General features: G+C 70.5%; 9 protein-coding genes. All 9 read left to right on the top strand.

Features of this window, described 5'->3' with window-relative positions; genetic code table 11:
- Window positions 1-16 precede the first annotated feature (16 nt).
- Complete coding sequence (locus EV684_RS19840; RefSeq protein ID WP_132649081.1) at window positions 17-2,275, top strand: helicase-related protein; 2,259 nt, start codon at window positions 17-19, stop codon at window positions 2,273-2,275.
- 250 nt (window positions 2,276-2,525) lie between these two features.
- Window positions 2,526-3,806 (top strand): sodium:proton antiporter NhaD, encoded by a 1,281-nt coding sequence (nhaD, locus tag EV684_RS19845; protein ID WP_132649181.1) that lies wholly within the window; start codon window positions 2,526-2,528, stop codon window positions 3,804-3,806.
- Between the two features lie 403 nt (window positions 3,807-4,209).
- Window positions 4,210-5,088, top strand: coding sequence for a (Fe-S)-binding protein (locus EV684_RS19850; protein WP_132649082.1), 879 nt, complete (start codon window positions 4,210-4,212; stop codon window positions 5,086-5,088).
- A gap of 49 nt (window positions 5,089-5,137) precedes the next feature.
- Complete coding sequence (locus EV684_RS19855) at window positions 5,138-10,225, top strand: 2-oxoacid:acceptor oxidoreductase family protein (RefSeq protein WP_132649083.1); 5,088 nt, start codon at window positions 5,138-5,140, stop codon at window positions 10,223-10,225.
- 52 nt (window positions 10,226-10,277) lie between these two features.
- Window positions 10,278-11,666, top strand: coding sequence for an electron transport complex subunit RsxC (rsxC, locus tag EV684_RS19860; RefSeq protein WP_132649084.1), 1,389 nt, complete (start codon window positions 10,278-10,280; stop codon window positions 11,664-11,666).
- Between the two features lie 13 nt (window positions 11,667-11,679).
- Window positions 11,680-12,825: an RnfABCDGE type electron transport complex subunit D gene (locus EV684_RS19865; RefSeq protein WP_132649085.1), complete on the top strand. Its 1,146-nt coding sequence runs from the start codon at window positions 11,680-11,682 to the stop codon at window positions 12,823-12,825.
- Window positions 12,822-13,523: an FMN-binding protein gene (locus tag EV684_RS19870; protein ID WP_132649086.1), complete on the top strand. Its 702-nt coding sequence runs from the start codon at window positions 12,822-12,824 to the stop codon at window positions 13,521-13,523. Before EV684_RS19865 ends, EV684_RS19870 begins: the two co-directional genes overlap by 4 nt.
- Complete coding sequence (gene rsxE, locus EV684_RS19875) at window positions 13,520-14,206, top strand: electron transport complex subunit RsxE (protein WP_132649087.1); 687 nt, start codon at window positions 13,520-13,522, stop codon at window positions 14,204-14,206. The genes EV684_RS19870 and rsxE overlap by 4 nt, the downstream gene beginning before the upstream one ends.
- Window position 14,207: 1 nt before the next feature.
- Window positions 14,208-14,789 (top strand): electron transport complex protein RnfA, encoded by a 582-nt coding sequence (locus EV684_RS19880; RefSeq protein ID WP_132649088.1) that lies wholly within the window; start codon window positions 14,208-14,210, stop codon window positions 14,787-14,789.

Below are 14,789 nucleotides of genomic sequence, written 5' to 3' on the forward strand. Positions count from 1 at the left end.
CGCTCGATCCTGTTCCATGACCGTTCCACGCCCGACCGACACGCCGCGCCCGCTGCCCCACCTGCCCGAGCCCCGCCACCTGGCGAGAGTGCCCGCCGGTGTCTCCCCCGAAGACTTCGAGCGCGTGCGCCGCGCCGCGCACCTGCTGCCGCAGGTCACCAAACCCGCCGAATACCTGGAGCCGCACGCGCCCGGCTTCGAGGCCCACCTCGACAAGCTGGGCCTGATCCTGCTGCAGAAGGCCGCCGGCACGCGGCCCAGCCGCTGGATCGAACCCCGTCTGGTGCCGCTGGCGCTGGCCCACCTCGACGCGGTCGGCACCGGCCCCGACGTGCGCGCGCTGATGCATGCGCGCGCCGCGACGCTGGAGTCGCTGGGCCTGCTGCGCCACGCCGGCACCTTCACGCGGCTGCTGCAGGACACGGTCGAGATCCCGGTGCCCGAGGAGGCCCCGTTCCCGGTGGTGCTGCCCTTCCGTGTGCGCGTCGACGACGCGCCGGTCTGGGCCTTCTGGCGCGACGGCGACGCCGCGGCGCTGCAGGCCGCGCTCGGCGCCGGCGTGTTGCATCCGCAGCGCGAGGCCATCGTCGCGCACCTGGCGCGGCTGGTGGCGCGCAGCCACGCGCTGTCGCCGAACGAGCTGGTCTCGCTGCTGCCGCGCCTGTCGGCCGAGTGTGCGCGCCCGCAGGGCGCCGACGAGCTGATGGCCGCCTGCACGCGTGTGCAGGACCGCTGGGAGCACCGCGTCACCGAACTCGACACGCTGCAGGGCCTGAACAGCGAGCTGGCGTTCCAGGGTTACCCCGACACCTTCCCGAAGGCGCGCGCGCAGCAGCGCACGGTGACGCTCTACGTCGGCCCGCCCAACAGCGGCAAGACGCACGCCGCGTTCGAGCGCCTGTGCCAGGCGCGCGACGGCGCGTATCTCGCGCCGCTGCGGCTGCTGGCGCTGGAAGGCCGTGACCGCATGGTCGCGCGCGGCGTCGCCTGCTCGCTGCTGACCGGCGAGGAGAACGTGCCCGCCGAAGGCGCGCACTTCGTCTCCAGCACGATCGAGATGGTCTCGACCAACAACCCGGTCGAGGTGGCGGTCGTCGACGAGGCGCAGATGATCTTCGACGGCTCGCGCGGCTGGGCCTGGACCCAGGCCATCGTCGCCGTGCCGGCCAGCGAGCTGATCATCATCTGCAGCGAGTACGCGGTGCCGGCGATCGAGATCCTGCTCGGCGTCTGCGGCGAACGCTGCACGGTGCGGCGCTTCGAGCGCAAGCAGCACGTGGAGCTGCTGCCGCGGCCGGTGGCGCTGGACGCGCTGCAGGCCGGCGACGCCGTCGTCGCCTTCAGCCGGCGCGACGTGCTGACGCTGCGCGACGCGATCGCCGCCAACGGCCGGCCGGTGTCGGTGATCTACGGCGCGCTGCCGCCCGAGGTGCGGCGGCGCGAGGCCGAACGTTTTGCCAGCGGCGAGTCGCAGATCCTGGTCGCCACCGACGCCATCGGCATGGGCCTGAACCTGCCGATCCGCCGCGTGCTGTTCTCGACACTGAGCAAGTTCGACGGCGTCGGTGACCGGCTGCTCGACGAGTCCGAGGTGCACCAGATCGCCGGCCGCGCCGGGCGTTTCGGCTTCCACGAGGAAGGTTTCGCCGGCGTGCTCGACCTCGCCGAGCCGACCGCGGCGCGCACGCTGAAGGAGCTGCTGCACCGCCAGCCCAAGGCGCCGCGCCACTTCAAGGCGCCGGTGGCGCCCAACGGCTGGCACGTGCGCACCATCGCAGAGCGCCTTCAGGCGACGCGGCTGCGCGAGGTGCTCGGCGTCTTCGTCGACCGGCTCAGGCTCGACGACGCCCATTTCGCCGTCGCCGAGCTCGACGCGATGCTGGCGCTGGCCGAGCAGCTGGACCACGCCGCCGGCGCGCTGCCGCTGGCGGCGCGTTTCGTCTACGCGCAGGCGCCGGTGGACACGCGCAACGAAGACACCTTGCAGGAGTACCTCGACTGGGCGCGCGGCCACGCCAGGGGCGGCCGTGCCGGGCGGCCGAGCTTTCTCGACACGGTCGACGGCTGGAGCCGGCTCGACCGCATCGAGCAGGCGCTGCGCGCCTGCACGCTGTGGCTGTGGCTGGACCTGCGTTTCCCGGGCATCTACGGCCTTGTCGAGGAGGTGCATGCACTGCGTTCCGAGCTGAACGACGGCATCGAGCGCCAGCTGCAGGGCAAACGCCCGCTGGCGCAGATGCGCCGTGCACGACGGCAGCCCGGCACGCACCGATAAGGGCGAAAACGCCCCAAAATGTCACATCGTGGGAAAGCTTGCGGTTCGTCAATCGGCTGCGGTCTCCTGCGGCGTCCAATCCCCCACGGATCGTGTTGTCATCGCGGCACGACCGCTCCCCCGACGGCACCCGCGGCCGGCTCCGGGGTGAGGCGGGCCTGCGGAACGATCTCCGCGCGGCCCCAGGCTGGCACGGTCCGGGGCCACGGCGGCCCCGCCACTTCCTTCGTTTCCCCGGTTCGATGAAATGCTGACGACAGCGCTCGTGCTCGTGTTCGTCGCCGCCTATGCGGCGATCGCCCTGGAACATCCGCTCAAGGTCAACAAGTCGGCTTCGGCGCTGCTCGGCGCCGGCCTGCTGTGGACGATCTACGCCACCGTCTCGGCCGACCACCAGCGTGTCGGCGCCGAACTCGGCGAGTCGCTGATGGGCACGGCGCAGATCGTGTTCTTCCTGATGGGCGCGATGACCATCGTCGAGGTCGTCGACGCGCACAACGGCTTCCAGGTCATCACCGAGCGCATCCGCACGAAGACGCTGTCGTCGTTGCTGTGGCTGGTGGGCGTCGTCGCCTTCTTCCTCAGCGCGATCCTGGACAACCTGACGACGACCATCGTCATGGTCTCGCTGATGCGCAAGCTGCTCGACCGGCGCGAGGATCGGCTGTTCTTCGCCGGCATCATCGTCATCGCCGCCAATGCCGGCGGCGCCTGGACGCCGATCGGCGACGTCACGACGACGATGCTGTGGATCGGCGGCCAGATCAGTGCGCTGGAGGTGATGAAGAGCGTCTTCCTGCCGTCGGTCGCCAGCCTGGCGGTGCCGTTGGCGGTGACGGCCTTCGTGCTGCGTGGCCGGCCGGTGCTGGCGCCGGCCGAACGCGAGGAGGACGACGGTGTCGTCACGACCGCCTTCGAACGCAAGCTGATGTTCTTCCTCGGGCTGGGCATCCTGGTCGCGGTGCCGGTCTTCAAGACGCTGACGCACCTGCCGCCGTTCATGGGCATCCTGTTCGGCCTGGGCATCCTGTGGCTGGTCGGCGACCTGGTGCACCGCAACAAGGACGACGAGTACAAGCTGCGGTTCACGCTCGCGCATGCGCTCGGCAAGATCGACATGAGCTCGCTGGTGTTCTTCATCGGCATCCTGCTGTGCGTGGCGACGCTGGAGCACACCCACGTGCTGGCGGCACTGGCGCACTGGCTGGACGCCTCGATCGGCCGCCTGGACCTCATCGTCGTCGTCATCGGCATGGCCAGCGCGGTGGTCGACAACGTGCCGCTGGTCGCCGCGTCGATGGGCATGTACAGCCTGGCCGACTACCCGCCGGACCATTTCCTCTGGAGCTTCATGGCCTACTGCGCCGGCACCGGCGGTTCGATCCTCGTCATCGGCTCGGCCGCGGGCGTGGCGGCGATGGGCATGGAGAAGATCGACTTCTTCTGGTACGTGCGCCGGATCAGCGGGCTGGCGCTGCTGGGGTACTTCGCCGGCGTCGCGATCTTCCTGCTGCAGCACCACCTGAGTTGACGCACGAGCGCTGGATTCAGCGATTCGTGCTTGTGATTTTGGGGTTTGCCCGGGCCGCGTTTCCCGCCAGATGAAGTCGTTTGTCGTTCGTCAATCCGGGTGGGTGGGGCGACGCGTCCAATTCGTTTCAGGGCCGCACCGCCATCGTGGTACGGCCCGGGTTTCGGCGGTCAACGTGGTCGCCGGCGTAGTGAAGTGGTCTGTCAGACCGATCTCTGGCTGCCCTGTGAACGACGCTTCATCCCGCCGCCGACCGGCGTCAGGAGTTGCCGACGCTTTGCATGCGTAGCCCCGCCGCATCCGGCTGTCGCCGGCCGCGGCTCGACTTTCGCACTGGCATCGGACGCTCTTGCGGGCTGGGCGCTGTGTGGCGCATGAGCAGGACGGTCCGGGAGAGGTTTCGATGGAGCAGTTAGGGGTCTTCGGCATCGCGGGTGGCTTCATGGCGGCGCTGGGCGTTGCGCTGGCCGGCGTGCTCGCGTTCGCCAACCGGCGCCTGTCGGTGCAGGAGGATCCGCGCATCGACCAGGTCGAGGAACTGCTGCCCAAGTCCAACTGCGGCGCCTGCGGCCTGGCCGGCTGCCGCAACTTCGCCGAGAAGGTCGTCTGCGGCGAGGTGGTGCCGGCGCGCTGCACGGTCAGCAGCCCGGACCAGGTCGGCTCGATCGCGAAGCTGCTGGGTGTCGGTGCCGGCGAGGTCGAGAAGCGCGTTGCCCGCCTGGCCTGCGCCGGCGGCAAGCACGTGGCGCGCATGCGCGCCCATTACGCCGGCCTGGAGACCTGCCGCGCCGCGGCCGTGGTCAGCGGCGGCGGCAAGGAATGCGCGTGGGGCTGCCTGGGCCTGGGCGACTGCGTCTCCGTCTGCAAGCACGGCGCGATCACGCTGGACCTGCACGGCCTGCCGGTCGTCGACGTCGACAAGTGCACCGCCTGCAACGACTGCGTCGAGGTCTGCCCCAAGGGGCTGTTCTCGGTCGAGCCGGCCGACCGCCGGCTGTGGATCGCCTGCCGCAACCGCGCCGAGGGCGATGTCGCCGAAGCCTCCTGCGAAGTCGCCTGCACCGCCTGCGGCCGCTGCGTCGCCGACGCGCCCGACGGCCTGATGGCGCTGAAGAACAACCTGGTGGAGATCGACTACGGCTGGAACGACCAGGCCGAGCGCCGCTTCACCGACCGCTGTCCGACCGGCGCGATCGTCTGGTTCGACGACCGCGGCCGCCCGCTGCGCGGCCATGCCGCCAAGAAGATCCTGCGCCACGACGCGCTGCCGGTGCGCCAGTAATCCCGCGCACCCGCCCCACCGTTTTCAACATCCGCCCGAGGAACCCCAAATGCTGAAGAAGGTCATCGACTACCTGACCGGCGAGCACCGCCGCGACAGCGGGCCGCAAACCGTCAAGTACCCCGGCGTGCGCGACGCGGTCGACGGCAACACCGCCGTCATCATGGTCGAGCGCGAGGCCTCGGACGCCGCCGGCGCCTACCCGATCACGCCGTCGACGCAGATGGGCGAGTACTGGGCGCAGGAAGTGGCCGCCGGCCATCTGAACGTCTCCGACCGGCCGCTGATCTTCGTCGAGCCCGAGAGCGAACACGCCGCCGCCGGCGTCACCGCCGGCATGTCGATGACGGGCCTGCGCGCGACCAACTTCTCCTCCGGCCAGGGCATCGCCTTCATGCACGAGTCGCTGTACGCGACGGTCGGCAAGCGCCTGCCCTACGTGCTGAACATGGGCTGCCGCGCGATCACCAAGGCCAGCCTGAACGTGCACGCCGGCCACGACGACTACCACTGCATCGACGACACCGGCTTCATCCAGGTGATGGCCAAGAGCGCCACCGAGGCCGCCGACCTGAACCTCATCGCGCGCAAGCTCGCCGAGCTGTCGCTGACGCCGGCCATCGTCGGCCAGGACGGCTTCCTGACGACGCACCTGATCGAGTCGGCGCGCATCCCCGAGCGTGAGCTCGTCGCCGAGTACCTCGGCCGCCCCGACGACCTGATCGATTCGCCGACGCCGGCGCAGGCCATGGTCTACGGCCCCAAGCGCCGCCGCGTGCCGGCGATCTGGGACGTCGACGTGCCGCTGCTGTCGGGTTCGGTGCAGAACCAGGACGCCTACATGCAGGCCGTGGCCGCGCAGCGGCCGTACTTCTTCGACGCCATCGAGGCGCTGTCCGAGCAGTGCATGGCCGAGTACGCCGCGCTGACCGGCCGCCGCTACGGCCGCGTCGGCGGCTGGAAGCTGGAGGACGCCGACTACGTCATCGTTGGCATGGGCAGCATGGTCGTGCAGGCCGAGGCCGTCGCCGACTACCTGCGCGAGACCCGCAAGCTGAAGGTGGGTGTCCTCAACATCACGATGTTCCGCCCCTTCCCGGGTGACCTGGTCGGCCAGGCGCTGCGCGGCAAGAAGGGCGTCGTCGTGCTCGAGCGCACCGACCAGCCGCTGGCCGAGGACCTGCCGCTGGTGCGCGAGCTGCGCGCCTCGCTGTCCAAGGCGCTGGAGAACGGCCTGGCCGGCGCCGACACGCTGCCGCACAAGAACTACGCCTCGATCACGCCGCAGGAGATGCCGCGCCTGTACTCGGGCTGCTACGGCCTGGGTTCGCGCGACCTGCAGCCCGAGGGCCTGATCGGTGCCGTCGAGAACATGCTGCCGGGCGGCGCGAAGAAGCCGTTCTTCTACCTCTCGGTGGACGTCGAGCGCGACCCGCTGAACCCGAAGGACGAGCTGCACCAGCAGGCCGTGAAGGCCGGCTACCCGAAGGCCGCCGACGTCGTCGTGCGCGGCAGCGAGAACCCGAACCTGATGCCCAAGGGCGCGATCACGGTGCGCATGCACTCGATCGGCGGCTGGGGCGCGATGACCACCGGCAAGAACCTGGCGATGACGCTGTTCGAGCTGCTGGACTACGAGATCAAGGCCAACCCGAAGTACGGCTCGGAGAAGAAGGGCCAGCCGACGACCTACTACCTGTCGGCGGCGCCCGAGACCATCCGCGTCAACTGCGAGTACGTCAGCGTCGACGTCGTGCTGTCGCCCGACCCGGCGGTGTTCGGCCACTCCAACCCGCTGGCCGGCCTGAAGAAGGGCGGCGTCTTCATCATCCAGAGCAACCTGGGTGACGCCACCTGGGCCGCGTTCCCGCGCTGGGCGCAGCAGCACATCGTCGACAACGGCATCCGCGTCTTCTACCTCGACGCCTTCCAGATCGCGCGCGAGGAGGCCGGCAGCGCCGACCTGCAGCTGCGCATGCAGGGCAACGCCTTCCAGGGCGCGTTCTTCGCTGCCACCTCGGTGCGCGAGAACGCCGGCCTGTCCGAGGAGGCGCTGTTCCGCGCCATCGAGAAGCAGCTCGAGGCCAAGTTCGGCTCCAAGGGCGCGCGTGTCGTGCAGAACAATGTCACCGTCGTGCGCCGCGGCTTCGACGAGCTGCGCGAGATCGTCGACAAGACCGTCGGCACCGCGGTCGCGCCGCGCGCCGCCGCCGCCGCGCTGCCGATCACGCTGCTGCGCACGCCCAAGGGCGACGACAAGGCGCTGCCTCCGGTGGCCGACATCCACCGCTTCTGGGAGCAGACCGGCCACTTCTACGCCACCGGCAAGGGCAACGACAACCTGCTCGACCCGTTCATCGGCGCCTCGCTGGTGCCGGCGGCCACCGGCATCTTCCGCGACATGACCGGCATCCGCTTCGAGCACCCGGAGTGGATCGCCGACAAGTGCACCGCCTGCGGCAAGTGCGTCACCGCCTGCCCCGACAGCGCGATGCCGGGCCTGGTCAACAAGACCGACGAGGTCTTCGCCACGGCGCTCAACCGCGTCGAGTGCGGCGGCACGCCGACACGCTTCCTGCGCCGTGCGGTGCGCACCGCCGACAAGAAGCTGCGCGGCCTGATCGGCAAGGGTGACGGCGTCGCCGTGCGCCCGCTCGTCGATCAGGCGATCGCCGCCACCGTCGCCGAGGCGCCGGAGGAGGACCGCGAGAAGATGGCCGCCGAGTTCGAGCTGCTGAAGGCCCAGCTCGGCGACTTCAAGTTCTCCGCCACCAAGCCCTACTGGCAGGTGCGCGAGAAGAAGAACCCCGGCAGCGGCGGCCTGTTCTCGATCACCGTCAACCCGCTGACCTGCAAGGCCTGCGGCCTGTGCGTCAACGTCTGCAACGACGGCGCGCTGAAGATGGTCACGCAGACCGAGGAGTCGGTCGAGGCGCTGCGCCGCGACTGGAACTTCTGGCTCGACCTGCCGACGACCAGCCGCGAGTTCATCCGCGTCGAGAACATCGACGAGAAGAGCGGCGCGCTGGAGACGCTGCTGTTCGACAAGGCAGTCTACAACTCGATGAACTGCGGCGACGGCGCCTGCCTGGGCTGCGGCGAGAAGACCGCGATCCACCTCTTCACCGCCGCCGTCGCGGCGCTGATGCAGCACCGCGTCAAGCCCTTCGTCGCCAAGCTCGACACGCTGATCGACGGCCTGCAGCAGCATCTGCGCAACCGCCTGGCGGAGTCGGTGGACGTCTCCGACACCGGCGCCGTGCTGCGTGCGGTGGAGGCCAACGCCCAGCACGACCTGACGCTGTCCAAGCTCGCCGACAGCCTGTCCGCCGGCAAGCCCTCGCAGCCGCTGGACCCGGCCTGGGTGCGCCGCGTGGCGCAGCTGCTGGAGAAGCTCAAGGACCTGCGCTGGCGCTATGTCGAGGGTCCGACGGGCCGCGGCCGCTCGACGATGGGCCTGGTCAACTCCACGGGCTGCACCTCGGTGTGGGGCTCGAGCTTCCCGTACCACCCGTACCCCTTCCCCTGGACCTCGCACCTGTTCCAGGACTCGCCGTCGGTGGCGATGGGCCTGTTCGAGGGCCACATGGCCAAGATGGCCGAGGGCTTCAAGGCCGTGCGCATGGCCGAGATGGAGCTCGGCGGCAAGTACGTCGAGGAGCGTGACGGCAACTTCTTCAAGCGCTTCAACTGGGAGCAGTTCAGCGACGAGGAATGGAAGCTGTGCCCGCCGGTCGTCAGCCTCGGCGGTGACGGCGCGATGTACGACATCGGCTTCCAGAACCTGTCGCGCCTGCTGATGTCGGGCAAGCCGGTGAAGGTGCTGGTCGTCGACACCCAGGTCTATTCCAACACCGGCGGCCAGGCCTGCACCTCGGGCTTCATCGGTCAGGTGTCGGACATGGCGCCCTACGGCAGCGCCTGGCACGGCAAGGTCGAGCCGCGCAAGGAGATCAGCCTGATCGGCATGGCGCACCGCACCGCCTTCGTCATGCAGGGCACGATCGCCCACGCGACCAAGCTGCTCGACGGCTTCATCGACGGCCTGAACTCGCGCCGCCCGGCGCTGTTCAACGTCTACGCCGTCTGCCCGCCGGAACACGGCGTCGGCGACGACAAGAGCGTCGACCAGAGCAAGCTGGCCGTCGAGAGCCGCGCCTACCCGCTGTTCCGCTACGACCCGGACGCCGGCACCACCTTCGCCGAATGCGTCAGCCTGGCCGGCAACCCGGCGATGAGCGCCGACTGGCCGACCTACAAGCTGAAGTACCTCGACGAGAACGGCACCGAGCAGCGCATGGACCTGCCGGTGACCTTCGCCGACTTCGCCGCCACCGAGGCCCGTTTCGCCAAGCACTTCCGCAAGGCGCCGCCGGAGACCTGGAACGACTCGATGATCCCGCTGGCCGAGCTGGTGGCGCTGCCGCCGGCCGAGCGCGGCGGCCGTTACCCCTACATCTGGGCCGTCGACGCCAAGCGCCGCCTGATGCGCCTGCTGGTGGCCGAGGAACTGGTCAAGGCCTGCGAGGAGCGGCTGCAGTACTGGAAGCAGCTGCGCGACCTGGTGACGCGCGAGAAGCCGGCCGACATCGGCGCCATCACCGAGCGTGTGCGCGGTGAACTGCTGCAGAAGCTGAGTTCGGCGCTCGCGGCGCCGGCGGCGGCCGCTCCGGTGGCTGCCCCCGTGGCCGCGCCGGTCGCCGCACCGGTGGTTGCGCCGGTGGTTGCGCCGGTGGCCGTGGTGCCCGCACCGATCGCCGCGGCGCCGGTGGCAGCCGTGGCCCCGGCGGCGCCTGCCGCTGCGGTGGCGCCATCCGAGCCGGCTCCGGCCGCCAAGGCGGCCGCACCCGCCGCGCCTGCCGCCGAAGCGGCACCGGCCGAGACGGCGCACGAGCCGGTCTGGGTCGAGAGCCCCGAGTGCTCGGCCTGCGACGAGTGCATCACGCTGGCCCCGGGCGTCTTCGCCTACGACGGCCGCCGCCGGGCGGTCGTCATCAACCCGAAGGGCGCGAGCTACTCGGACATCGTGAAGGCGGCGGAGAAGTGCACCGCCGGCTGCCTGCACCCGGGAACCCCGTGGAACCCCGCCGAGCCGAACCTCGAGAAGCTGAAGAAGCGGGCGGCGAAGTACAACTGATGGACAAGAGCGCCCCCGGCCGCCTGCGGCGGCCGGTTCCCGAGGGGAACTGATGAAGCTGCTCAACTTCCTGCGTGGCGAGACCTTCGCACGCGGCATCCACCCGCCGGAGCACAAGCACACGGCGGCGACGCCGATCCGGCGCCTGCCCTGGGCCGACGAGCTCGTCGTGCCGCTGGCGCAGCACATCGGCAAGCCGGCGCAGGCTCTCGTGCGTGTCGGCGAGGAGCTCGTGCGCGGCCAGCCGATCGCCAAGGCCGACGGCTGGTTGTCGGTGCCGCATCACGCGCCGGCCACCGGCGTCGTCAAGGCGATCGAGCTGCGGCCCAGCGCACGCGGGCCGTGGACACCGTCCATCGTCATCCGTCCGCACGCCGCCGCGACCCAGGAAGACCTGTGGGGCGTGGCGCGCGACACCGACACGATGACGCCCGACGAGATCCTGCAGGCCGTCTGGGATGCCGGCCTCGTCGGCCTGGGCGGCGCGGCCTTCCCGACGCACGCCAAGCTGAAGGTGCCGCCGCAGGCCCAGGTGCACACGCTGGTCATCAACGGCTGCGAGTGCGAGCCGTACCTGACATGCGACCACCGCACGATGGTCGAGGAGGCGGCGGCGCTGGTGCGCGGCATCGCGCTGTCGATGCGCGCCACCGGGGCGGTGCGCGCCATCGTCGGCATCGAGGACAACAAGCCCGACGCGGTGCTGGCGGTGAAGGCCGCGATCGCCGCGGCCGGGCTGGAGAACGTCTTCGCCGAGGCGGTGCCGACCAAGTACCCGCAGGGCTCGGAGAAGATGCTGATCATGTCGCTGTTCGGGGTGGAGATCCCGTCCGGGCAGCTGCCGGTGTCGCTGGGCATGGTGATGAACAACGTCGGCACGATGGCCGCGATCGGCAAGCTGCTGCCGGCCGGCCAGGGGCTGACCGAGCGCGTGGTGACGATCGCCGGCCCCGGCGTCGTGCGCCCGGGCGACTACCGCGTGCCGCTGGGCACGCCGATCTCCTTCGTGCTCGACTTCGCCGGCGCGCCGCGCGACGCCACCAGCGCCTGCCAGCTGGTGCTCGGTGGCCCGATGATGGGCCAGTCGGTGGCCGCGCTGGACACGCCGGTGACCAAGGGCGTCTCCGGCGTGCTCGTCTTCCGCCGCGAGGACATGGCCGAGCGCGACGAGCGCCGCACCTACCCGTGCATCAAGTGCGGCCAGTGCGTCGAGAGCTGCCCGATGGGCCTGAACCCGTCGGCGCTGGGCATGCTGGCGGCCAAGCGCGAGTACGACGAGATGGGCGCGCACTACCACCTCGGCGAGTGTTTCGAGTGCGGCTGCTGCACCTACGTCTGCCCGTCCAACATCCCGCTGGTGCAGCAGTTCCGCGTCGCCAAGCAGGTGCTGCGCGAACGCGCCGCCTCGGCTCCTGCCGCGCCCGCGGCCACGCGCGGCTGAGGGCCCCGACACGATGAGCACCACGATCGAGATCCGCAGCGCGCCGCACATCAAGACGCAGCGCAGCGTCGAGCAGATCATGCGCAACGTCGTCGGCTCGCTGCTGCCGGTGTGCGCCTTCTTCGTCTACCAGTACGGGCTGTCGGCACTGGCCTCGCTGGCCGTCGTCACCGCCGCCTGCCTGGCCACCGAACGTTTCTTCGTCAAGACCGGCACCCAGTCGGGCACGCTCGCCGACTGGTCGGCGGTCATCACCGGCCTGCTGCTGGCGCTGTCGCTGCCGCCGGGTTTCCCGCTGTGGATGGGCGCGGTGGCTGGCATCGTCGCCATCGCGCTGGGCAAGGCGCTGTTCGGCGGCATCGGCTTCAACGTCTTCAATCCGGCGCTGGTCGGCCGTGCCTTCGTGCAGGCGGCGTTCCCGGTGGCCATCGCCACCTACACGCCGTCGTTCCTGGACGGCCGCTTCGCGAGCTTCGTGCCGAGCACGCTGGCCTGGCCGCTGATGATGCCGGCCGATACCGCTGCCTGGCTGCAGAGCCTGCACCTGGACGGCATCACCGGCGCCACGCCGCTGGCGAAGTGGAAGTTCGAAGGCGTCGCCGCCGACCCGCTGCAGCTGCTGTCCTCGCTGTCGGGCCACATGGCCGTGGGGCCGTCGCCGCTGCTCATCCTGGTCTGCGGTGCCTATCTGGCGCTGCGCCGCTACCTGGACTGGCGCATCCCGGCGGCCATCCTCGGCAGCGCCGGCCTGACCGCGTTCGCGCTGTACGCCTGGAACCCGGTGCGCTTCCCGGACCCGTTCTTCATGATGTTCTCGGGCGGCCTGATGCTCGGCGCGATCTACATGGCCACCGACATGGCGACCTCGCCGGTGACGCCGCGCGGCATGTGGGTCTACGGCGGCCTGATCGGCGTGCTGACGGTGCTGATCCGCTACTACGGCGGCCTGCCCGAGGGCGTGATGTACGCGATCCTGATCGGCAACGCCGCGTCGCCGCTGATCGAGCGTTTCACGCAGCCGCGCCCCTTCGGCAAGAGCGGGCTGCTGCGCCCGCGCCGCGGCGCCAGCTACGCGCTGCACCCCGAGTACATCTCGCGCGAGGAAGCCGGCGCCACCACGCCGAAGAAGCGCATGCCGATCAACAAACCCCGCAAATGAACGCGCCCCAGTCCCCGGCGGCCCTGCCGCCGCCCCCGCCGACGCCCACGCTCGCGATGATCGCGACGCTGGGCCTCGTCGCCGCGATCTGCGGCCTGCTGATCGTCACCGCCTACGAAGGCAGCCTGCCGGCGGTGAAGGAGAACCGCCGCATCGCGCTCGAACGTGCGGTGGCCAGCGTGCTGCCCGGCGCGCGGAAGACGGTGTCGTACCTGGCGCTGCCCGACGGCAGCGTCGTCGCCGGCGGCGCCGAGGGCGCCCCGGCCGGCGCGCGCCCGTTCCAGGCCGCCTACGACGCCAGCGGCGCGCTGATGGGCATCGCCGCCGAAGGCGCGGCCAAGGGCTACGCCGACACCGTGCGCATCATGTTCGGCTACAAGCCGGCCTGCCAGTGCGTCGTCGGCTTCGCGCTCGTCAGCAGCCGCGAGACGCCGGGCATCGGCGACAAGATCGTCAAGGACGCCGCGTTCCTGAAGAACTTCGAGGCGCTGGACGCGCGCCTCGCGCCCGACATGAAGGCGCTGGCCAACGCCATCACCACCGTCAAGCACGGCACCAAGACCCAGCCCTGGCAGATCGACGCGATCTCCGGCGCCACCGTCACCTCGCGCGCCGTCGGCCGCGGCATCGACGAGGCGGCGCAGGCCCTGCTGCCGCGCATCGTCCCGAAGCTCGAGCAGATCGGAAGAGCTCCATGAGTCATGACCACGCACAAGGCGCCGGCGCGCCCGCCGGCATCACCGGCGCCTGGGAGCAACTGACCGAAGGCGTCTGGAAGCAGAACCCGGTGTTCGTGATGATGCTGGGCATGTGCCCGGCGCTGGCCGTCACGGTGTCGGCGATCAACGCGCTGTCGATGGGCGTCGCGACGACCTTCGTGCTCGTCGCCTCCTGCGCGCTGGTGTCGCTGCTGCGCCGCCTGGTGCCCAAGGAGGTGCGCATCGCGACCTACATCGTGATCATCGCCACCTTCGTCACGGTGGTGGACTACACGATCCAGGCCGTGAGCCTGAAGCTCTACGAGGCGCTGGGCGCCTTCATCCAGCTCATCGTCGTCAACTGCATCATCCTCGGCCGCGCCGAGGCCCATGCGTCGAAGAACCCGCCGCTGCCGGCGATGCTCAACGCGCTGGGCATGGGCGCCGGCTTCACGCTCGGGCTGTTCGCGCTGGGCGCGGTGCGCGAGATCCTCGGCGCCGGCACGCTGTTCGGCGTGGCGCTGTTCGGCGCGCAATTCCAGCCCTGGGTGGTGATGGTGCTGCCGCCGGGCGGCTTCTTCGTGCTCGGCTCCTGGCTGCTGTTCTTCGCCTGGTGGGAAAAGCGCAAGCGCCGCCTCGCCGCCACCGGCGCCACCCCGGCCTCGGCCGCGACCGGAGCTTGAGATGGCCCACGACACCGTCTTCCAGGTCTTCATCGGCGCGCTGCTGGCCAACAACTTCGTGCTCGCGATGTTCCTCGGCCTGTGCCCCTTCCTCGGGGTCTCGGGCAAGCTCGGCACGGCGCTGCCGATGGGCGTGGCCACGACCTTCGTGATGGCCGTGGCCTCGCTGTTCGCGTTCGCGCTGAACTGGCTGCTGGGCCTGCTCGGGCTGGAGTTCCTGCGCCTGATCTCCTACATCGTCGTCATCGCCTCGGCGGTGCAGCTCGTCGAGATGGTGCTGAAGAAGCACAGCCCGACGCTGTTTCGCGCGCTGGGCATCTACCTGCCGCTGATCACCACCAACTGCGCCGTGCTCGGCGTGGCGCTGATCCAGACCGCTCGCGACTACAGCCTCTGGCAGTCGCTGGCCTTCGCCGCCGGCGGTGGCGCCGGCTTCACGCTGGCGCTGGTGCTGATGGCCGGCCTGCGCGAGCGCCTGCAGCTCGTCGAGGTGCCCGAGATCGCGCGCGGCTCGGCGCTGACGCTGATGCTCGCCGGCGTGCTGTCCCTTGCCTTCATGGGCTTCGCCGGCCTGGGCGGTTGA

It is taken from the genome of Rubrivivax gelatinosus, assembly GCF_004340905.1.
GTDB lineage: Bacteria > Pseudomonadota > Gammaproteobacteria > Burkholderiales > Burkholderiaceae_C > Rubrivivax > Rubrivivax gelatinosus.

Bases quoted from the DNA above. Each gene is read 5' to 3' on its own strand.
- EV684_RS19840 (WP_132649081.1), top strand. From the start codon at position 17: ATGACCGTTCCACGCCCGACCGACACGCCGCGCCCGCTGCCCCACCTG.
- EV684_RS19850 (WP_132649082.1), top strand. From the start codon at position 4,210: ATGGAGCAGTTAGGGGTCTTCGGCATCGCGGGTGGCTTCATGGCGGCG.
- EV684_RS19855 (WP_132649083.1), top strand. From the start codon at position 5,138: ATGCTGAAGAAGGTCATCGACTACCTGACCGGCGAGCACCGCCGCGAC.
- rsxC (WP_132649084.1), top strand. From the start codon at position 10,278: ATGAAGCTGCTCAACTTCCTGCGTGGCGAGACCTTCGCACGCGGCATC.
- EV684_RS19865 (WP_132649085.1), top strand. From the start codon at position 11,680: ATGAGCACCACGATCGAGATCCGCAGCGCGCCGCACATCAAGACGCAG.
- EV684_RS19870 (WP_132649086.1), top strand. From the start codon at position 12,822: ATGAACGCGCCCCAGTCCCCGGCGGCCCTGCCGCCGCCCCCGCCGACG.
- rsxE (WP_132649087.1), top strand. From the start codon at position 13,520: ATGAGTCATGACCACGCACAAGGCGCCGGCGCGCCCGCCGGCATCACC.
- EV684_RS19880 (WP_132649088.1), top strand. From the start codon at position 14,208: ATGGCCCACGACACCGTCTTCCAGGTCTTCATCGGCGCGCTGCTGGCC.